We start from the raw sequence: 19,060 nt of genomic DNA on the forward strand, positions 1-19,060 counted from the left end.
TCTCGCGTTCTCACGCGGCGGCCGCTCCGGGGGGGCCCCCCGGGGGGGGGGGGCGCCCCGGCCCGCCCCCCCCGCCCGGCGTCCCCGCAGGGCCGCCGCGCGCTGCTCATCCGCGCATCAGCTCGGCGACCAGGAAGGCCAGTTCCACGGACTGCTCGGGGTTGAGCCGGGGGTCGCACAACGTCTCGTAGCGGGCCGCGAGGGCGGTGTCGTCGAGTGCGGCGGCACCGCCGAGGCACTCGGTGACCTGGTCGCCGGTCAGCTCCACGTGCAGTCCGCCCGGATGGGTGCCCAGCGCCCGGTGCACCTCGAAGAAGCCGCGCACCTCGTCGAGGATGTCGTCGAAGTGCCGGGACTTGTAGCCGCTCTCGGTCTCCTGGGTGTTGCCGTGCATCGGATCGCACTGCCACACCACGCGGTGCCCGAGCGCGGTCACCTTCTCCACGATCGCCGGCAGCACCTCGCGGACCCGGCCCCGGCCCATCCGGGAGATGAACGTGAGCCGGCCGGGCACCCGGTCGGGGTCCAGCCGCCGGACGTACTCGACGGCCTCCTCGGGGCTGGTCCCCGGGCCGATCTTCAGGCCGATCGGGTTGTCCAGCTGCGCGGCGAGGGCGATGTGCGCGCCGTCCAGGTCGCGGGTGCGCTCACCGATCCACAGGAAGTGCCCGGACAGGCCGTACAGCCCGGTACGGCCGGTGTCCTCGTCGACGGCACCGCGCAGCAGGCCCCGCTCGTAGTCGAGGAGCAGCGCCTCGTGCGCGGCGTACACCTCGGTGGTGTGCAGGGCCCGGTGGTCGGCACCGCAGGCCTTCATGAAGCGCAGCCCGCTGTCGATCTCGGCGGCGAGGGCGTGCAGCCCCTGACCGGCCGGTGAGGCCCGGACGAAGTCGAGGTTCCAGCCCTGCACCCGGTCCAGGTCGGCCAGGCCGGAGTCGGTCATCGCCCGCACGTGGTTGAGGGCGGCGGCGGAGTGGGCGTACGCCTCGACCATGCGTTCCGGGTCGGCGACGCGGGCGGCCGGACTGGGGTCGGCGCAGTTGACGATGTCCCCGCGGTACACCGGCAGGTTCAGCTCGTCGGAGGGCTTCGACCGGGGCTTGGCGTACTGCCCGGCGATCCTCGCGACCTTCACCACGGGCAGGCTCGCCCCGTACGTCAGGACGACGGCCATCTGCAGCAGCGTGCGGATGTTCGCGCGGACGTGCTCCCCGGTGTTGCCCTCGAACGTCTCCGCGCAGTCCCCGCCGTGCAGCAGGAACGCCCGTCCGTGGGCGACTTCGGCGAGCCGCCGGCGCAGCCGGTCGACCTCGCCGGGCAGGACGAGCGAGGGCAGCCGCTCCAGGCGGGCGCGCACCTCGGTGACCCGGGCCGGGTCCGGGTACTCCGGCTGCTGGGCCGCGGGTCGGGCGAGCGCGTCGGCCACCCGTTCGGCCACTGCGGAAGGCAGGGCGGCGCTGCGCGCCGCGGCGGTGGTCTGGATGAGTGGAGGCATGCCCAGGACAGTAGGCAGGCGGCCCGCGCACCCAGGCCACTGGACGGTAACCGGGTACCCATCTGCGCACCCCCGCGCAGGTCAGCCCAGCCCGAAGAACTCCCGGTACAGCGCGATCTGTTCGGCCAGCATCGGCTCGCCGTGATGGACCGCGAGCCCCGAGTCCTCCGCCGCCCGCAGCAGGGCCGTGCGCCGCGGCGACATGATGATGTCGGCCACCACCGTGCCGGGGCGCAGCGCCGCCGGGCGGAAGGGCAGCGGGTCGCCGGGACGCAGGCCCGCCGGGGTGGCGTTGACGGCGAGGTCCGCGTCCACGTGCCCGGGGGCGGCGGCGAGCCGGCCCGGGAAGTGCGGGGTGAGCCGGGCCGCCAGCGCGGCCGCGCGGTCCGCGTCCGCGTCCCACACGGTGACGTGCGCGCCCGCCTGCAGCAGCGCGACCGTCATCGCCGAGCCGGCGCCGCCCGCACCGGCCAGGCACACCGTCGCGCCCCGCGGTTCGTGTCCGGCCGCGCGCAGGCCCCGTACGAAGCCCTCCCCGTCGAAGTTGGCGCCCTCCCAGCCGCCGCCCGGCAGCCGGCGCAGCGCGTTGACCGAGCCGCTCAGCGCGGCGGCCTCGGTCACCCGGTCCGCGAGTGCCCGGCAGCCCGTCTTGTGCGGCACGGTGACCAGCAGCCCGTCGAGATTGCGGACGGCCGTGAGCCCCCGTACGGCAGCGGCGAGTCCGGCCGGCGCCACCTCGACCGGCACCAGCACGGCGTCCAGGCCGAGGCCCGCGAACAGCGGGTTGAGCAGCGCGGGTGCCCGTACCTGGGCCACCGGGTCGCCGAGCACCGCGTACAGACGGGTGGTGCCCTTGATGTTCACGGCGCTGTTCACGGCGCTGTTCACGGTGTCCACGTCCTGACCGCCTTCCGCACGGGGTCTTCCGGGCCGGGGGACACGGCGACGATACGGCGCCTCACGCCCCGGGCCGGCCCCCTGACGTCCCCCTCAAAATCGGCGGAACGCCCCGGCCCGGCGGGCGTCGGCACCGGGTATCGCGCGGTCGATGATCCGGCCAAGGATCAGCAAACGAAAACAGAGAGTGACGTTTCCGCCGCGTACAGTGATGAGCACCATCAGCGTCAGCACCTGAGGAAGCGTCATGGCCTCCAACCCCACGGCCCTTCCGACGGCCACCGCCGTCGGCGCGCCGGCCGTCGCCCTCGTACCGGCGGCCGTCGTCCCCGACTCGGCGAGCGCGGCCCTCGACGAACTGCTCCAGGGCAACCGGCGGTACGCCACCGGCCGCGTCCGCCGCGGCCGGGCCGCCGCACCGCACCCGTTCGCGGTGGTGCTCGGCTGCGTGGACTCCGGGGCCGCCCCGGAACTGGTCTTCGACCAGGGCCTCGGCGACCTGCTGACCATGAGGACGGCCGGCCAGGTGCTGGACGAGGCGGTGCTCGGTTCCCTCCAGTACGGCGTGCAGGAACTGCGCGTCCCGCTGGTCGTGGTCCTCGGCCACGAGGGCTGCGGGGCCGTGGCCGCCACCCTGGCCCGGCTGCGCAGCGGCGCGCCCGTCCCCGGCCATCTGGAACTCCTCGTCGACGAGATCGCACCGGCCGCCCGCCGCACCAGGGCGCTCCCCGGCGACTGGGCCGAGCACACCATGCGGGCGCAGACGATGTGGGCGCGGGACGCGATCCGGGCGGATCCCGGGTTCGCGGGGGCGTCGGTGGTCGCGGCCCGGCTCGACTCCGGCAGCGGGCTGGTGTCGCTGCTGCCCTGAGGGCGGTCCCCCCGCCGGATGCGGGGGATTTCCCCAGTGCGGCGGCCTTTCCCGGCCCCTACGGTGGACGCCATGACGGATGTTCACGACACCGAGCTGAAGAAGGACCTCGCCGCCACCCTGCACGCCCGCAGGGACCTGGGGCCGGAGTACGAGTCGGAGCTGGTCGACTCCTTCCTGGAGAAGATCGACCGGCGGATCGACACCGCGGTCGAGCGCGGGCTGCGCCGCGGTCTGGCCGAGCAGCAGATGCAGGCCGCCCGGGGAGCGGGCCGGACCAGGGGCACCGACTCCTGGGGCGAGCGCTTCGGCTTCGGGATCGTGTCGCTGGTGCTGGCGATCCCGCTCTCGGCGATCAGCGGCGCGTTCGGCGGCATGACGGGCGTGATCGTCACCTGGATCGGCATCGTCGGCGTCAACGCGACCCAGGCCGTCCGTCTCCACCCCGGCCTGTTCCAGCGAACCGACCGCGGCCGGGAGGACTGACCGGCGGCGCACCCCCGTCCGCTTCACACCTGCCGGGTCGGCTGGACGACGACCTGCCGCAGGTTGACGTTACGGGGACGGCTCACCACGTAGCCGACCAGGTCGGCGAGGTCCTCGGCGGCCAGCGCGCCCATCCCGTCGAACATGCCCGCCACCTGCTCGCGCAGCTCATCGCCGTCGATGTGGGTGCCCAGCTCGGTGTCCGTCAGGCCGGGTTCGACGTTGGTGACCCGCACGTCACGCGGCCCGAACTCGGCACGCAGGGACTGCGACAGGAAGGTGACGGCGGCCTTGGTGGCGCCGTACACCGCGAAGGTGGGGAAGACGACGTGCGCGCCGATGGACGACACGTTGACGAGGTCGGCGGTACGGCCCTCGGCCGCGGCCGCCACCAGGTCCCCGGTGAAGGCCCGCAGCACCCGCAGCACACCGGTCACGTTGGTGTCGAGCATGCGCTGCCACTCGTCGATACGGCCGTCGTCGACGGGGTTGGGCAGCATGACGCCGGCGTTGTTGACGACGAGGTCGACGCGCCCGAAGGCCGCGTGCACGGCGTCGGCCGCCGCCTGCACGGAGGCGTCGCCGGTGACGTCGGCGACCACGGCGAGGGCCTGCCCGCCGTTCGCCCGGATCTTCGCCACGACCGTCTCCAGCCGGTCCGCCCGCCGGGCGAGCAGCGCCACCCGGGCGCCCGACTCGGCGAGCCGCAGGGCGACGGCCGCCCCGATCCCGCTGGCGGCGCCGGTGACGACGGCGGTACGGCCGGACAGGTTGTCGTACGACATGAGGTACTCCCTGGTGAAGTGCCGCCGGGACCGCCCCGGTGGCGTGTCTCCACACTCGCCGGAGCCGGGCGGCCTACCCAGGGCTGAGCTTTTCCTGGGTCTGGCAGAACCAGGTTGGAAGGGCGCGACTCCCCTACGATCGAACCCATGGACGGGGAACTCGGAGACTTCCTGCGCTCGCGTCGCGCCCGCATCCAGCCCGAGGAGGTGGGGCTGCCCTCGCACGGGCGGCGCCGCGTACCGGGCCTGCGCCGCGAGGAGGTGGCACAGCTGGCAGGGGTGAGCGTCGACTACTACATCCGTCTCGAACAGGGCAGAGGTCCTGCGGGTCCCTCCCGGACGAGGTCCGGGGGAGTCTCGGACGCGGTGCTCGACGCGATCGCCCGTGTCCTGCGCCTGGACGAGACCGAGCACGCCTATCTGCTGACGGTGGCCCGCCCGCAGAAGAGGGCGAACACCGCGCGCCCGGCCCGCCCCCGCATCCGCCCCGGCGTGCAACTGCTGCTGGACGGCATGGAGCGGACACCCGCGTTCGTACTGGGCCGCCGGATGGACGTCCTCGCCTGGAACGCGCTCGGCGACGCGGTGAACGGGTTCAGCACCCTGGCGCCGGCCGAGCGGAACATCCCGCGCCAGGTCTTCCTTGACCCGGCGGCCGCGGGCTTCTACCCGGACTGGGCCGCCGTCGCCGCCCAGACCGTCGCCAACCTGCGCATCGACGCGGGCCGCCACCCCGACGACCCCGGCATGGCCGCGCTGGTCGGCGAACTCTCCGTGAAGAGCGAGGACTTCCGCCGGCTCTGGGCGGACCACGAGGTCAAGGAGTGCGCGTACGGCACGAAGCGCATCCAGCACCCGGTGGCGGGCCTGCTGACCCTCCCCTACGAGACCCTCACCGTCCCCACCGACCCGGACCAGACGATCGTGGCGTACACCCCGGAGCCGGGCTCGGAGACGGCCGAACGGCTGGCGCTGCTGGGAAGTTGGGCGACGACGGCGCAAGCCGGGACGGCGGGCCGGGAAAAGTAATGCGCGGGGACCGCCGCACCCCCTGAAAGGGGGGCGGGACGACGGCGGTCCCCGCGAGGGACATGGACCGGGTCAGGGCCGGGTCTCACGTCCGGGCGTCCATGGAGGTCCGGGAGCCGCTCCGGAGGTCCTTGGACGTTCGGTGCCGGCCGGGGCGGGGAGCCGCTCCCGCCCTGCCGACACCCACTAATCTGCCGGACCCGTGTTAAGCGTGTGCTGCGCGCACGTGACGCGCTCGTACCACTTCCGCGAAGTCCACCATGTGGAGGGGAAACAGCAAGTTCCGCGGCGTCACGGGCCGTTCACCGGACGTTCGCTACTGCTTGCCGCCCTTGGCCAGAAAGGCCAGCAGGTCCTGGCGGCTGATCACGCCGGTGGGCTTGCCCTCGACGAGGACGATCGCGGCGTCGGCCGCGCCCAGCACCGTCATCAGGTCCCCGACCGGTTCGCCGGAGCCGACCTGGGGCAGCGGGGCGCACATGTGCTTCTCCAGCGGGTCCTCCAGGGAGGCGCGCTTGCTGAACAGGGCGTCGAGCAGCTCGCGTTCGACGACCGAGCCGACGACCTCGGCGGCCATCACGTCCGGGTGGCCGGCGCCCGGCTTGACGACGGGCATCTGCGAGACGCCGTACTCGCGCAGCACCTCGATGGCCTGCCCGACCGTCTCGTCCGGGTGCATGTGGACGAGGGAGGGGATGGTGGCTCCGGCCTTGTCGCTGAGCACGTCGCCGACGCGGGCGCTGGGGCCCTCGTCCTCCAGGAAGCCGTAGTCGGCCATCCACTCGTCGTTGAAGATCTTGCTGAGGTAGCCGCGGCCGCTGTCCGGCAGCAGGACGACCACGACGTCGTCCGGGCCGAGCCGCTCGGCCACCCGCAGCGCGGCCACGACGGCCATGCCGCAGGAGCCGCCGACGAGCAGGCCCTCCTCCTTGGCCAGCCGCCGGGTCATCTGGAAGGAGTCCTTGTCGGACACGGCGACGATCTCGTCGGCGACGGTCCGGTCGTAGGCGGTCGGCCAGAAGTCCTCGCCGACGCCCTCGACGAGGTAGGGCCGCCCGGACCCGCCGGAGTACACGGAGCCCTCGGGGTCGGCGCCGACGACCTGCACCCGGCCGTCACTGGCGTCCTTCAGGTACCGCCCGGTGCCGGAGATGGTGCCGCCGGTCCCGACGCCCGCCACGAAATGGGTGATCTTCCCCTCCGTCTGCTCCCACAGCTCGGGGCCGGTCGAGTGATAGTGCGAAAGGGGGTTGTTGGGGTTGGAGTACTGGTCCGGCTTCCACGCGCCGGGCGTCTCGCGGACCAACCGGTCGGAGACGTTGTAGTACGAGTCCGGATGCTCCGGGTCGACGGCGGTGGGGCAGACCACGACCTCGGCGCCGTACGCCCGCAGCACGTTGATCTTGTCGGTGCTCACCTTGTCGGGGCACACGAAGATGCACTTGTACCCCTTCTGCTGGGCCACGATCGCGAGCCCCACCCCGGTGTTCCCGCTGGTCGGCTCGACGATGGTCCCGCCGGGCTGCAGCTCCCCGCTCTTCTCCGCGGCCTCGATCATCCGCAGCGCGATGCGGTCCTTCACGGAACCGCCCGGGTTGAAGTACTCGACCTTGGCGAGCACGGTGGCCTGGATGCCCTGGGTGACGCTGTTGAGTCTCACCAGCGGGGTGTTGCCGACGAGGCTGATCATCGAGTCGTGGAATCGCACCGTTGTCTCCGGTTGCTTGCAAAAGGTGTGGTCCTGTTTGTGCCGCCAGCCTAAGGCCCCGCTCCGGAGGTTCACTCCCCGTTGAGATTGACGCACGGGCTGTACGGGGCAAGGAGTGGATGAGCGGCAACGAGGAGGTGGCGGCGACGCATGACGAACATGTCGAGGGCGCGGGTGGCCCGGCGGATCGCGGCCGGGGCGGCGTACGGCGGTGGCGGGGTCGGGCTGGTCGGCGCCGCCGCGGTGGGCCTGGTGCTGGCCGAGGTGCGGATGGCCAGGACGGCGGTGCACAACGGCAACAGCGGCGGCCGGGTACCGGTGGCGGACGGGCGTTACGAGTGGGGGTCCCCCCACCCGAGCGACGCCGAGGGCGGGGGAGGGCACGGCGCCTCCGGTGAGCCGCCCATCCGGCTGACCATGCTCGGCGACTCCACGGCCGCCGGGCAGGGCGTGCACCGGGCGGCCCAGACGCCGGGCGCGCTGCTGGCGTCCGGCCTGGCCGCGGTCGCGGAACGCCCGGTGCAGCTGAGCAACGTGGCGCTGCCCGGGGCCCAGTCCGACGACCTGGACCGCCAGGTCGCCCTGGTGCTGGGCACGGCCTCGCCCGTCCCCGACGTCTGCGTGATCATGATCGGCGCCAACGACGTCACCCGCCGCATGCCGCCGACCCGCTCGGTCCGCCACCTCTCGGCGGCCGTCCGCCGGCTGCGCACGGCGGGCGCCGAGGTGGTGGTCGGCACCTGTCCCGACCTGGGCACGATCGAGCCGGTGCGGCAGCCGCTGCGCTGGCTGGCCCGGCGGGCGTCCCGGCAGCTGGCGGCGGCCCAGACCATCGGGACGGTGGAGCAGGGCGGCCGCACGGTGTCGCTGGGCGACCTGCTCGGCCCCGAGTTCGCGGCCAACCCGCGCGAGCTGTTCGGCCCCGACAACTTCCACCCCTCGGCGGAGGGGTACGCCACCGCGGCGATGGCGGTGCTGCCGACGGTCTGCGCGGCCCTGGGCCTGTGGCCGGCGGAGGAGGAGCGCCCCGACGTCAGCCGCCGCGAGGGTTTCCTGCCGGTCGCCCGCGCCGCGGCGGAGGCCGCCGCCGAGGCCGGCACGGAGGTCACGGCGGCGATGCCGACGGGGCCGCGTGGACCGTGGGCCCTGCTGAAACGCCGCCGGCGCCAGCCGATGGAGCCACTCCCGTCCGACCAGGCCTCCGAGGAGGCGAGGTCGAGGGCGGGTACGACCGAGTAGGGGTCCGGTGCCGGTGCGGGCGGGGTTGGAGCTCGACCCCGATGTCGAGGCGCGGGTGCTTTCGGCGGGGGAGCCGAGTCGTGATCAGTCTGCGGGCGGGTGGGGGCTGGTCGCGCAGTTCCCCGCGCCCCTACGGTGCGCTTCGGACGCGACCGGGAGGAACTGCGCGATCAGCCCCCACCGGCCCGCGCCCGACAACGCACCCCCCATCGCCCAAGCAAGCGCTTAGAAAGTGCGGCCAGTGTCACACCCCGACACCGGTGACCGATGACATACGTACAGGTAACTTCCGAAGCGGCCCTGCCGACCCCCTCATTGGAGCCGTGATGCCCGAAGCCGTCATCGTCTCGACCGCCCGTTCCCCGATCGGCCGTGCCGTCAAGGGCTCCCTGAAGGACCTGCGCCCCGACGACCTCACCGCGACGATCATCCAGGCCGCTCTCGCCAAGGTCCCCGAGCTGGACCCGCGGGACATCGACGACCTGATGCTCGGCTGCGGCCTCCCCGGCGGCGAGCAGGGCTACAACCTCGGCCGGATCGTCGCCGTGCAGATGGGCATGGACTTCCTGCCCGGCACCACGATCACCCGCTACTGCTCCTCGTCCCTGCAGACCAGCCGCATGGCCCTGCACGCCATCAAGGCCGGCGAGGGCGACGTCTTCATCTCGGCCGGCGTCGAGATGGTCTCCCGCTACGCCAAGGGCAGCTCCGACGGCCTCCCGGACACCACGAACCCGATCTTCGCCGAGGCTCAGGCCCGCACCGCCGCCACCGCCGCGTCGACCGGCTCCACCTGGCACGACCCGCGCGAGGACGGCCTGCTCCCCGACCCCTACATCGCGATGGGCCAGACCGCCGAGAACCTGGCCCGCATCAAGGGCGTCACCCGCCAGGACATGGACGAGTTCGGCGTCCGCTCCCAGAACCTCGCCGAGGAAGCCATCAAGAACGGCTTCTGGGAGCGCGAGATCACCCCGGTCACCCTCCCCGACGGCACGGTCGTCAGCAAGGACGACGGTCCGCGCGCCGGCGTCACCATGGAGGGCGTCGCGGGCCTGAAGCCGGTCTTCCGCCCCGACGGCCTGGTCACCGCCGGCAACTGCTGCCCGCTCAACGACGGCGCCGCCGCGGTCGTCATCATGAGCGACACCAAGGCCCGCGAGCTCGGCCTGACCCCGCTCGCCCGGATCGTGTCCACCGGCGTCACCGGCCTCTCCCCCGAGATCATGGGCCTCGGCCCGGTGGAGGCGAGCAAGCAGGCCCTGCGCCGCGCCGGACTCACCATCGACGACATCGACCTGGTCGAGATCAACGAGGCGTTCGCCGCCCAGGTGATCCCCTCCTACCGCGACCTGAACATCCCGCTGGAGAAGCTGAACGTGAACGGCGGCGCGATCGCCGTCGGCCACCCCTTCGGCATGACCGGCGCCCGCATCACCGGCACGCTCATCAACTCCCTCCAGTTCCACGACAAGCAGTTCGGCCTGGAGACGATGTGCGTCGGCGGCGGCCAGGGCATGGCGATGGTCATCGAGCGCCTCAGCTGAGCCCCTTCGCACGACCCCCACGTCACCCCTGAGTGACCGTCACGGGACCCACCGTGACACCGCGGCCCGGTGTTCGAGAAAGCCCCGAACGCCGGGCCGATTTGTGATCCAATCTCCCCCAGGATGTGACGTATCTCCCTCCGAGGGGGTATCACCGCAGGTCAGCGTAGTTGCCCAGGGAAACGCCAGGGCCAAAGTCCTGTCCGCTTCGTGACGTTACGCACTGACAGCTTGATAGTCCGCCCTTCAAGCTGATGTAGGAAGTCGGGGGTCGACTTTGAACCGGGAGTACGTCAGTGAGCGCCATGCCGATCGCCTTGCTGCTCACCACGGCCACCACGGGCGCCGTGGGCGTCGCTGTCCTGCGCACCGTACTGAAGCTGCGCCGCCAGGTCGCCGAGCTGCACACCCAGCTTGCGCAGAACCAGGCCGCGACCCTGCGCGCCCTCATGCCGGCGGCCCGCAGCCATGCCGACGCCGAGGAGATACGCGCCGCGGTGGCGGAGGCGCTGGCCGAGGAGCGGGAGCGGGAGCTGGCCGAGGCACGTGCCTTCTGGGCCGCGCAGGAGGCGCGTGACGCCTCCGACGCGCCGTCGCTGCTGGGCCTGGCGGACGGCGAGCCGTTCCTGCCCCGGCAGACGGACTTCGTGGGCCTGGAGCCGGTCGCCGAGCCGACGGTGGACGGCGACGAGTTCGCCGGGGAGTCCCCGGAACTGGCGGCGGCCCGCCGCCGGCACCCGTCCCACCCGGACTTCGTGCCGGTGCAGTCACCGGTGGTCAACGACCACGAGCGTACGGTCGCGACGCTGGAGCAGCTGGCCGAGTCCCAGGTCGCACTCTCCGACGTCCGCCCCGGCCCGCTGGGCACGCTGGACGTGTACGTGTTCGCCGACGGCACGACGCTGTGCATGACGCCGGGGCACCGGGAGACCGCGGAACGGCTGGCCGCGGCGCTGGGCGCGGGCGAGACGCCGTACCTGCTGGGCGGTTCCGGGATCTCCGGCGCCTACACGCTGACGTTCGCGTGCGGCGAGGAGAACGTCTACATCCTGGCGGACCGGGTCATAGCGTCGCTCTGAGGTGCTTCGTCGGGTGCGGGTGCGTGGGGGTTGCTCGCGCCCCTGAAGGGGCGCGGGAACCGCGCGACCAGCCACGACGGCGGCGCACCCGACAACGTGCGGCTCACACCCCCGCCCTCTTCTGCGCCTCCTCCACCAGCCGCACCGCATCCCCCACCTCGGCCTCGGTCTTCAGCACCACCGCCAAGTCGTTCCCGGCCACCGTGATTTGGTCGGCCACCGCGAACATCCCCGCGTCCGGCATCTCCCGGCTCTCCGCGCCCGGCTCCTCGACGGCCTGGGCCCAGCGGGCCAACTCCCTCGCCAGTCCCAGCGCCTCCGCGGCGGCGCCCCGCTGCAGCCGGCTCTGCGGTGCCGCCCTCAGCTTGTCGGCGAAGTGTTCCACGGCACGGGTCAGAGGCGTCGTATCAACCACGCCGTGAGCGTAACGCGTGTCACCGGCTGTCCTGTCACGACTGTTGCCAACACGCCAACACTCAGGCACGGTGACGTGAAGGACCGGCTACAACCCCCTTTGCGCACCGGAGGCGCCGATGTCCCAAGTCTTCTCCGAGGAGACCCATCGCAACATGCTCGCCCGCATCCCCCACTGCACCGGTCGTGAAGTGTCCGACTGGCTGCGTACCGTCGACGAAGGCCCGGCCCTCTTCCGCTTCGAGGAAAAGGTCAGCTGGCTCCGCCACGAGCACAACCTCGCGTACGGCCACGCGAAGGCGTTGATCCACGAGTACGACCTGAGGAGGGCCGCGCGCAAACTTCTCTAGGCGCGCACGCACACAGACGGCGAAGGGCCCCGGGGCGGTGCCCCGGGGCCCTTCTCACTTCTCCTGCGCGGCTAGTCCCTGCTGAAGATCGCCACCAGGCGCAGCATCTCGATGTAGATCCACACCAGCGTCATGGTGAGGCCGAACGCGGCCAGCCAGGCCTCGTTCTTCGGGGCGCCGTAGGCGATGCCGTCCTCGATCTGCTTGAAGTCGAGGGTCAGGAAGAACGCGCCGAGCAGGATCGCGATGATGCCGACGATCGCGCCGAGCGGGCCGAAGCTGCGCAGTCCGCCGTTGTCGGCGACGCCGAACGCGACCAGCAGCAGGTTGACCGCCATGACCAGCACGAAGGCGATGGCGATGGCCATGCCGATGCGGGCGTAGCGGGCGGTGACGCGGATCCAGCCGGCCTTGTAGACCAGCAGCGTCGCGGCCGAGACCGCCAGGGTGCCGAGCACCGCCTGGAACGGGGCACCGCTCCACTGGCTGTTGTACATCTCGCTGATGACACCGAGGAAGACGCCCTCGAAGGCGGCGTATCCCAGGATCAGCGCGGGCACCGGGGTGCGCTTGAAGCTCTGGATCATGGCCAGGACGAACGCGACGATCGCCGAGCCGACGGCCAGGCCGTAGCTGGTGGCCGAGATCGGCAGCAGCGCCCAGGCGAGGATCGCGCCGACGGCGACCGTGCCGAGCGTCATGCCCGAGCGCATGACGACGTCGTCCATCGTCATCCGGCCGGTGGTGGCCGGGGCCTGCGGCGGGGCGCCCTGCTGGAGGTCCTGCTGGGCGTACGGGTTGTTCGCGTACGGGTTCTGCGCGTACGGGTTGCCCTGTGCGTACCCGGCCTGCGGCGCGGTGTTGAAGCCCGCGTAGCCGTTGTCGCGGCTGAACCCCCGTCGCGAGAAGACCGGGTTGCTGCTCCTCATTTCACTCCTCCATGGCCACCCTGTGGGGCCTTGGCGTCAAGAGTAATGGATTGGCAAAAGACTGACCCTACTACCTGCGGAGGATCTTTCCCTCACCGTGCTGCGCAACACGCTACGCGGAGCGCTGATTCCCGGCCACGGAGGGCTTCGATCCATGACGAAGCCGGAACACGACCGGAACCGGCCGGAGATCCCTCAGGCGTCCAGCGGGAACCCGGTGTACGCCTCCGCCAGGTCGGTCCCGGCAGCCCGGGAGGAGGCGATCCGGCCGAGCCGGGCCAGCTGGAGCCGGGCGTCGAAGGGGGTGTCGCCGGGGCCGGTGTGGAGCATGCTCGTCATGTCGTACGAGAACCGCTCGGCCTGCCAGACCCGGCGCAGGCAGGTCGCCGAGTAGGCGTCGAGCAGCTCCGGGGAGCCCGTCTCCTTCTCGTGGACCAGGGCGCGGGCGAGGGTCACGACGTCGCCAACCGCCAGGTTCAGCCCCTTGGCACCGGTCGGCGGCACGATGTGGGCGGCGTCCCCGGCGAGGAGGACCCGGCCGTGCCGCATCGGCTCGTGGACGTAGGACCGCATGGGCGTGACCGACTTCTGGGTGATCGGGCCGCGCTCAAGGCGCCAGTCGTCGTCGGTCTCGAAGCGCTGTTCGAGCTCGTCCCAGATCGCCTCGTCGGTCCAGTCCTCGGCATCCGTGCCGGCGGGGACCTGGAGGTAGAGGCGGGAGACCGACGGGGAGCGCATGGACAGGAGGGCGAAGCCGCGCTCGTGGCGGGCGTAGACCAGTTCGTCGTGGGAGGGGGCGACGTCGGCGAGGATGCCCAGCCAGGCGTAGGGGTAGGTGCGTTCGAACACCTGGGAGAGGGAGTCGGGGAAGGCCGCGCGGGCGACCCCCCAGAAGCCGTCGCAGCCGGCCACGTAGTCGCACTCCAGGACGGACTCGCGGCCCTCGTGCCGGAACCGGATCCGCGGCCGCTCGCCCTCGGCACCCTCCACCGCCAGCGCCTCGGCCTCGAAGAGCAGCGGGCCGCCCTCCTTGAGCTGGAGGGCGATGAGGTCCTTGCAGACCTCGGTCTGGGCGTACACCATCACGGACCGGCCGCCGGTGAGACCGGGGAAGTCGACGCGGTGGCGCTGCTTCGCGAACCGCAGCTCGATGCCGTCGTGGCGCAGTCCCTCGCGGTCCATGCGCTCCCCGGCGCCGGCCGCGCGCAGCACGTCCACCGTGCCCTGCTCCAGGATCCCGGCGCGCTGGCGGTGCTCGACGTAGGAGCGGTCGCGGCTCTCCAGGACGACCGAGTCGATGCCCGCGTTGTGCAGGAGCCGCGCGAGGAGGAGGCCGGCGGGTCCGGCTCCGATGATGCCGACAGTGGTGCGCATCGGTCGTTCCCTTCGGTGTGCGTTCCGACGTTCGTCCCGACGTCGGTCCAGGACGTTCGTCCGGACGCCTGGACGCCTGGACGCCTGGACGCCTGGACGCCTGGACGCCTGGACGCCTGGACGCCTGGACGCCTGCCGAGATGTTCGCCTGGTGAAAATTACTTCACCTTGTTCCCCCGAGTTTCCGTCCGGTCATACCCGGTGTCAATGGACGGGCCCGATGTCGGCGCGGCGCACGCGGCCGGCCGCCGGGCCCACGGAAGGCGGTCGTGGGCCCGGCGGCCGGTGTGCGGGACTGCGGGACGGGTCAGCGACCCGGCCAGCCGTCCAGGTGGCGGTGGAGGGTGACGTCCTTGCCCGGGTCGCCCTTCGGGGCGTTCGCGACCGCGTCGTGCAGCACGGCGGTCACCTCGGCGGCGAGCCCGTCGGCCTTCGTGCGCAGGTCGTCGGCGGGCAGCGTGGAGCGGGTCAGCGCGTCGAGCCGGCGGTGGATGTCGGCGAGCTTGTTCTGGGTCGCCTTGTCGAAGCGCAGCGCCGTCGGCGTGGAGACCACGAACTGGTAGGCCCCGGCGAGGGTCTGACAGCCCGTGCACTCCTTGTTGGCGGCGTCGCTGAGGTTCACCGCGTTCAGGTGGGTGTGCTCCCCGGCGACCGTGACGATCTGGAAGGAGAGGGCCACCGAACGGCAGTGGTCGTCCGCCGAGCAGCCGGCCGAGACGGCGTTGGCCTGGTTGCGGACGGCGGCGGCGTTCACCGTGCCGAACTGGCGGATCGTGAAGGAGTCCCGGACCTGGGTGTGGTGCCCCCGGTCGGCGTGGCTGAAGACGTGGTCGGAGACGACCGCGGCGTGCGGGGCCGCGGTGGCCGCCTGGGCGGGCACGGCGGTGGCCGCGCCCGCGACCCCGGCGGCGAACAGGCCGATCCGGACGGCCCGCCGGGTGAGCGGACCTGGGGTGGTGCGGGTTTTTCGGTGACTGCTCATGGAGTGCTCCTGTGCTCCTGCGGAAGATTGTTCGAGACCGCCCGTCAGGACGTGGCCGGGGCCGGGCTCGGCGAGTCGGTGGCCGGCGGCGGCGACGGGCTGGGGGGCGGGGAGACCGGGACGCTCTCCGACGGCGTGGGCGTCGGTGACGCCGGGACGCTCTCCGGCGGCGAGGACACCGGTTCGGTGACCGGTCCCCCGCTGGCCGGCGCCTGCGACCTGGTGGGGCCGGCCTGCCCGGCACCGCCCGGCACCGAGGCGGAGGGCGACGCCGAGGCGGACGCGCCGCGCGACGTCTCCCCGGCCGAGGGCCCGGCGCTCGCTCCGGCCGGGGCGGACTGCCCGCCGGACACGGTGTCCGAGGGGGCGCCGGAGTCCGTCGGCCGGTCCGGGGTCGAGGCCTGCCGGGCCGGCGGCGGTTCCGTGGTGGGCACCCCCGGCTGGAGGATCGGCGCGATCGGCGGCTGCTTGGGCAGCGGCTTCGGGGTCACCCCGGACATCCAGGCGTAGCTGAGCCCGGTGAGCCCGGCGAGGGCGAGGGCGCAGATCGTCAGCCGGAGCCTCGGCCGGCCCGCCGTGGAGCGCTGCGCGGCCCGGAAGATCCGGCCGCCCATCTTCACGGACAGGTAGACGACACCGGCCATCGGGCACAGCAGCATCACGCAGCCGATCGTCCCGACCAGCCCCTCGACCACCTGGCCGTGCACGAACGCGCCGCCGGTGCCGAGGAGTTGCTCGGTCAGCGAGCGGGTCATGGTGGTGAGGATGCGCGGCAGGTTCCACAGCGCGTAGCCGAGTTCGCCGATGATCAGCGGGACCATCGTCAGCACCCAGGTGGCGACGATGGCCCGCGCCGACTTCTTCAGCCCGGCGACCTCCTGACGTGCCCGGTCCCCCCTCGGTCCCGGGACCAGGCCCAGCAGGATCGGCTTGATCTTGCCGTACAGGTCCGGGACCCCGGCCAGGTCGCCGAGGATGTAGTAACCGTCCAGCCGTACGGCCGGCATCAGCTGTTCCATGATCTCGAAGTGCCCGAGATACACCGTGGCCAGGAAGAACTGGGCCCCGGTGGCGAAGTACGCGCCGACCATCGCCAGCATGAAGACGACGTTGAAGTAGACGCCGCCCAGGTCGGTGCGGAGCCGGCCGCCCCGTCCGATCCGGTAGACGTCGGTGACGTCGGTGTACATCGAGGGCCAGATGAGGAAGAGCCCACACCCGATGCAGCCGGGCCGGGCTCCTCCGTATCTGCACGCGGAGGCGTGTCCGAACTCGTGGAAGACGAGGGAGGCCACGGTGAGCACGAAGACGACGAGGATCAGGACCGGCTGGTCGAGCACCTCAAGGACGGGCTCGATCGCCCCGAAGAACCCGAACAGCCAGACGTCCATGGCGACGGCCGAGCCGAGCACCAGCGCGACCATGACCGGCCGGTGCAGCCACGCCAGCGAACGCGCGATCTTCGCCGTACGCCGCTCGTTGAAGATCACCCGGTGGCCCTTGAGGGCGAGCAGCAGGTCGGAGCGCGGGGCGTCGACCTCGTCGTCCTCCTGGCCCTCCGGGACCGTCACGCCCAGCGGTTCCAGCTTCTTCTCGACGAGGTACCGGATGTTCTCCCCACTGACCTCGCGTCCGAAGCGGGCGCTGACCCGGTGGGCGATGGCCTCGGCATCGCGGACGCCGTCGACCGACGACGCCACCAGGTACAGCAGCCTGGACAGCTGCACGACCTGCCCGTCCCCCCGACGGGCGATGTACTTGGGCTCGGTGAATCCCGACCCCTGGTACTCGCCGTGCAGCCGCAGCCCCGCGCTGAGCCTCGGGACCGGCGAGGGCGGGTCGACCACCGGCAGGTTGCCCGTCGCCACCTGCTCGTAGGTCACCGGCCAGCCGCCGGGTCCGGGCACCGGGCCCGTGTCGTAGAGTGCGGCGGCTCCGTCCCCGAGCACCGTCATGTGTGGTCTCCCCCCGGATCCCCGATGTAGTTCCCCCCCGAACCGCCGGGAGCGCCACCGCCGGGGCGACGGCGGCGGCGCTCCTGGGGACTACTGGGTGACGCTGATCGTCTGGGCGGCCGACGACTCGGCGGACGACCAGGCGCTGTGGTCGTTCAGAGCGGCGGACTGGTTGGACGCCTCGATGTTCGCGACGTGCTTGGTGACGTTGACCGTCTTGCCGAAGCTGAACTTCAGGCGGCCGAGGGCCTCACGGCCCGGGAGCAGCTCGGCGGACTCGTTCTCCAGCTCGTTCATGTCCATGCTCATGACGGATGTCCCTTCGTTTCGTGTGCGGTGCGGTGGAGGTCGATCTCGGTGCCGGCGCCGTGCGCCAGGGCGGTACTACTGGTGGACGCTGATGGTCTGGGCGGCGCCGGAGTCGGCCACCGACCACGACGAGTGGTCGTTCAGCGCGGCGGACTCGTTGGCGGCGCTGATGTTGGCGACGTGCTTGGTGACGTTGACCGTCTTGCCGAAGCCGAACTTCAGCTTGCCCAGGGCCTCACGACCCGGCAGCAGCTCCGCGGACTCGGCCTCGAGCTCATGGGCGTCCATCATGATCATTTCCCCCTCAGGGATAGACATTTCCGATCGGAACGAGTCAGGTTCCCCCCGGACTCTGTCCAATCTGGTCGGACGTGCTGTCCAACGAGATTGGACACTACGGGCTCGGGAACCCGTCGCGCAACCCCTTCGGAAAATCACCCTCTCGGCCGAACGCCTACCCGCCCGTAGAATCGGCCGCGACATGGCAGGACCCCCGCAGGCGGCGAGCAGGAAGTGACGGTCAGTGGCCAACGCACTGCAGCAGTTGATCCGTGAACACCTCGACCGCAAGGGCTGGTCCTACGGCGACGTGGCACGGCGCGGCGGCATCCCCCGCTCCACCGTCCACCACCTGGCCACCACCGAGCGGGTGGTCCGGATGCCCCAGGCGACCACCCTGGAGGGGCTGGCCAAGGGCCTGGAGCTCCCACTGGAGGCGGTGCGCCGCGCGGCCGCCGAGGCCTGCGGGATCCACGTGTACGACACCGCGCCGGCCGCCGGCCCGAACGGCGCCGCGGACCCCGGCACCGCCGACCCCGAGGTCGCGCTGCTCATCGCGAGCGTCCAGAAACTGTCGGCCGACGACCGCCGGCACGTCACCGCGCTCGTCGAGTCACTGCTGGACCGCGCACCCCGCGAGAAGTGAGCGCGCCCGGACTCTTCCCGGGCGCGCTTCCGTCAAGTCGGAAAAAGAATCCAACTCCGCACGAAAGCGGCAAGATCCGCCGCTAGTCTCTGCCTCATTGCCCGGGAACGCGAGAGCCGCACGACCACGGGCTCTCAGGGGGACATGTGTTGTTCGTGCACGGCGGACCCGCGACGGCCGTGGTCCGCAAACCCGACGGCGAGTCCGTCGTCCTGCTCTCCGGGGAACTGCCCGAGGTCCTGACCGACGCCTCGGTCACCGAACTCCTGGACCTGGCCGCCGCCATCCTGGACCCGGCGGAACTCGCCCTGTTCGAGGAGTGCCTGCACACCCTGCGCCGCAACGGCATGCGCGCGGGCCGCCGCGTCGAGGTCGACGGGGCGGTCCTGACGGTCTACGAGGGGTGAGGCGAGACCGCGGGTGAGGCGACGCCGAGAGTACGCCGACGCCACCCACGGGAGGTGCGGGAGGTGCCCGGAACCGGACTTGAACCGGTACGCCCGCGAGGGGCAGCGAGGTTTAAGCTCGCCGTGTCTGCATTCCACCATCCGGGCAGGCCATGGGCTCCGCTACGCGGCTCCGACCCTATCGGGAGGCGTCCCCCGAACAGCGGACGGGCGACCCGATGTTGTCTTATTTTATTGACGTCTGAGGGAGCATCAGCACCTGGAACTAGCCATCCGCAC

At 72.0% G+C, this 19,060-nt stretch carries 21 protein-coding genes and 1 tRNA gene; 9 read left to right on the forward strand and 13 right to left on the reverse strand.

The window, feature by feature from the left end:
• Nucleotides 1–106: 106 nt before the first annotated feature.
• From AB0472_RS40115 to AB0472_RS40125, 3 genes are all read right to left on the reverse strand, one after another.
• On the reverse strand, nucleotides 107–1,495 hold the full coding sequence (locus AB0472_RS40115; RefSeq protein ID WP_366364303.1) for a class II 3-deoxy-7-phosphoheptulonate synthase: 1,389 nt from the start codon (nucleotides 1,493–1,495) through the stop codon (nucleotides 107–109).
• A gap of 81 nt (nucleotides 1,496–1,576) precedes the next feature.
• Nucleotides 1,577–2,392, reverse strand: a complete 816-nt coding sequence (locus AB0472_RS40120) for a shikimate dehydrogenase (protein WP_366364304.1) — start codon at nucleotides 2,390–2,392, stop codon at nucleotides 1,577–1,579.
• Between the two features lie 93 nt (nucleotides 2,393–2,485).
• A complete protein-coding gene (locus AB0472_RS40125) occupies nucleotides 2,486–2,641 on the reverse strand; it encodes a hypothetical protein (protein ID WP_366364305.1) in 156 nt (51 codons plus the stop codon).
• Between AB0472_RS40125 and AB0472_RS40130 the strand changes: the two genes are divergently transcribed.
• Entirely contained in the window at nucleotides 2,640–3,263 is a 624-nt protein-coding gene (locus tag AB0472_RS40130; protein ID WP_366364306.1) for a carbonic anhydrase, read from the forward strand. The genes AB0472_RS40125 and AB0472_RS40130 overlap by 2 nt on opposite strands.
• A gap of 72 nt (nucleotides 3,264–3,335) precedes the next feature.
• On the forward strand, nucleotides 3,336–3,749 hold the full coding sequence (locus AB0472_RS40135; RefSeq protein ID WP_366364307.1) for a hypothetical protein: 414 nt from the start codon (nucleotides 3,336–3,338) through the stop codon (nucleotides 3,747–3,749).
• A gap of 23 nt (nucleotides 3,750–3,772) precedes the next feature.
• Here AB0472_RS40135 and AB0472_RS40140 read toward each other — a convergent pair whose 3' ends face one another.
• Complete coding sequence (locus AB0472_RS40140; RefSeq protein ID WP_366364308.1) at nucleotides 3,773–4,534, reverse strand: SDR family oxidoreductase; 762 nt, start codon at nucleotides 4,532–4,534, stop codon at nucleotides 3,773–3,775.
• Between the two features lie 147 nt (nucleotides 4,535–4,681).
• Between AB0472_RS40140 and AB0472_RS40145 the strand changes: the two genes are divergently transcribed.
• The gene (locus AB0472_RS40145; RefSeq protein WP_366364309.1) at nucleotides 4,682–5,563 is read left to right on the forward strand and encodes a helix-turn-helix transcriptional regulator; all 882 of its coding nucleotides are present in this window, start codon (nucleotides 4,682–4,684) and stop codon (nucleotides 5,561–5,563) included.
• Between the two features lie 316 nt (nucleotides 5,564–5,879).
• Here the strand turns inward: AB0472_RS40145 and AB0472_RS40150 are convergent, their stop codons facing one another.
• Complete coding sequence (locus tag AB0472_RS40150; RefSeq protein WP_366364310.1) at nucleotides 5,880–7,271, reverse strand: cystathionine beta-synthase; 1,392 nt, start codon at nucleotides 7,269–7,271, stop codon at nucleotides 5,880–5,882.
• Between the two features lie 150 nt (nucleotides 7,272–7,421).
• Between AB0472_RS40150 and AB0472_RS40155 the strand changes: the two genes are divergently transcribed.
• The 3 genes from AB0472_RS40155 to AB0472_RS40165 all read left to right on the forward strand — a co-directional run bounded on the left by AB0472_RS40155 (nucleotide 7,422) and on the right by AB0472_RS40165 (nucleotide 11,136).
• Nucleotides 7,422–8,510, forward strand: a complete 1,089-nt coding sequence (locus AB0472_RS40155; RefSeq protein WP_366364311.1) for an SGNH/GDSL hydrolase family protein — start codon at nucleotides 7,422–7,424, stop codon at nucleotides 8,508–8,510.
• A gap of 326 nt (nucleotides 8,511–8,836) precedes the next feature.
• Entirely contained in the window at nucleotides 8,837–10,057 is a 1,221-nt protein-coding gene (locus tag AB0472_RS40160; protein WP_366364312.1) for an acetyl-CoA C-acetyltransferase, read from the forward strand.
• A gap of 296 nt (nucleotides 10,058–10,353) precedes the next feature.
• The gene (locus AB0472_RS40165) at nucleotides 10,354–11,136 is read left to right on the forward strand and encodes a hypothetical protein (protein WP_366364313.1); all 783 of its coding nucleotides are present in this window, start codon (nucleotides 10,354–10,356) and stop codon (nucleotides 11,134–11,136) included.
• 103 nt (nucleotides 11,137–11,239) lie between these two features.
• Here the strand turns inward: AB0472_RS40165 and AB0472_RS40170 are convergent, their stop codons facing one another.
• Nucleotides 11,240–11,551, reverse strand: coding sequence for a hypothetical protein (locus AB0472_RS40170; protein ID WP_366364314.1), 312 nt, complete (start codon nucleotides 11,549–11,551; stop codon nucleotides 11,240–11,242).
• Nucleotides 11,552–11,669: 118 nt separating this feature from the next.
• Here AB0472_RS40170 and AB0472_RS40175 point away from each other — a divergent pair, with 118 nt between their 5' ends.
• Entirely contained in the window at nucleotides 11,670–11,900 is a 231-nt protein-coding gene (locus tag AB0472_RS40175; protein WP_093502087.1) for a DUF4287 domain-containing protein, read from the forward strand.
• 71 nt (nucleotides 11,901–11,971) lie between these two features.
• Here AB0472_RS40175 and AB0472_RS40180 read toward each other — a convergent pair whose 3' ends face one another.
• The 6 genes from AB0472_RS40180 to AB0472_RS40205 form a co-directional block, all read right to left on the reverse strand.
• Nucleotides 11,972–12,829 (reverse strand): Bax inhibitor-1/YccA family protein, encoded by an 858-nt coding sequence (locus AB0472_RS40180; RefSeq protein WP_366364315.1) that lies wholly within the window; start codon nucleotides 12,827–12,829, stop codon nucleotides 11,972–11,974.
• A 195-nt stretch (nucleotides 12,830–13,024) separates the two neighbouring features.
• Nucleotides 13,025–14,203: a 4-hydroxybenzoate 3-monooxygenase gene (locus AB0472_RS40185; RefSeq protein WP_366364316.1), complete on the reverse strand. Its 1,179-nt coding sequence runs from the start codon at nucleotides 14,201–14,203 to the stop codon at nucleotides 13,025–13,027.
• Between the two features lie 307 nt (nucleotides 14,204–14,510).
• A complete protein-coding gene (locus AB0472_RS40190; RefSeq protein WP_366364317.1) occupies nucleotides 14,511–15,185 on the reverse strand; it encodes a hypothetical protein in 675 nt (224 codons plus the stop codon).
• A gap of 44 nt (nucleotides 15,186–15,229) precedes the next feature.
• Nucleotides 15,230–17,140 (reverse strand): hypothetical protein, encoded by a 1,911-nt coding sequence (locus AB0472_RS40195; RefSeq protein WP_366364318.1) that lies wholly within the window; start codon nucleotides 17,138–17,140, stop codon nucleotides 15,230–15,232.
• A gap of 90 nt (nucleotides 17,141–17,230) precedes the next feature.
• The gene (locus AB0472_RS40200; RefSeq protein ID WP_351710579.1) at nucleotides 17,231–17,449 is read right to left on the reverse strand and encodes a hypothetical protein; all 219 of its coding nucleotides are present in this window, start codon (nucleotides 17,447–17,449) and stop codon (nucleotides 17,231–17,233) included.
• Nucleotides 17,450–17,524: 75 nt separating this feature from the next.
• On the reverse strand, nucleotides 17,525–17,740 hold the full coding sequence (locus tag AB0472_RS40205) for a hypothetical protein (protein ID WP_177233064.1): 216 nt from the start codon (nucleotides 17,738–17,740) through the stop codon (nucleotides 17,525–17,527).
• Nucleotides 17,741–17,972: 232 nt separating this feature from the next.
• On the opposite strand from AB0472_RS40205, the gene AB0472_RS40210 reads away from it, so the two are divergent.
• Together AB0472_RS40210 and AB0472_RS40215 are read left to right on the forward strand one after the other, a co-directional pair.
• On the forward strand, nucleotides 17,973–18,374 hold the full coding sequence (locus tag AB0472_RS40210; protein WP_366364319.1) for a helix-turn-helix transcriptional regulator: 402 nt from the start codon (nucleotides 17,973–17,975) through the stop codon (nucleotides 18,372–18,374).
• A gap of 155 nt (nucleotides 18,375–18,529) precedes the next feature.
• Entirely contained in the window at nucleotides 18,530–18,781 is a 252-nt protein-coding gene (locus AB0472_RS40215) for a hypothetical protein (RefSeq protein WP_366364320.1), read from the forward strand.
• A 64-nt stretch (nucleotides 18,782–18,845) separates the two neighbouring features.
• Here the strand turns inward: AB0472_RS40215 and AB0472_RS40220 are convergent.
• Nucleotides 18,846–18,928, reverse strand: a tRNA-Leu gene (locus tag AB0472_RS40220).
• Nucleotides 18,929–19,060 lie beyond the last annotated feature (132 nt).

Origin of the sequence: Streptomyces sp. NPDC086777 (assembly GCF_040702065.1) — a bacterium.
In the GTDB taxonomy this organism is placed as follows: Bacteria; Actinomycetota; Actinomycetes; order Streptomycetales; family Streptomycetaceae; genus Streptomyces.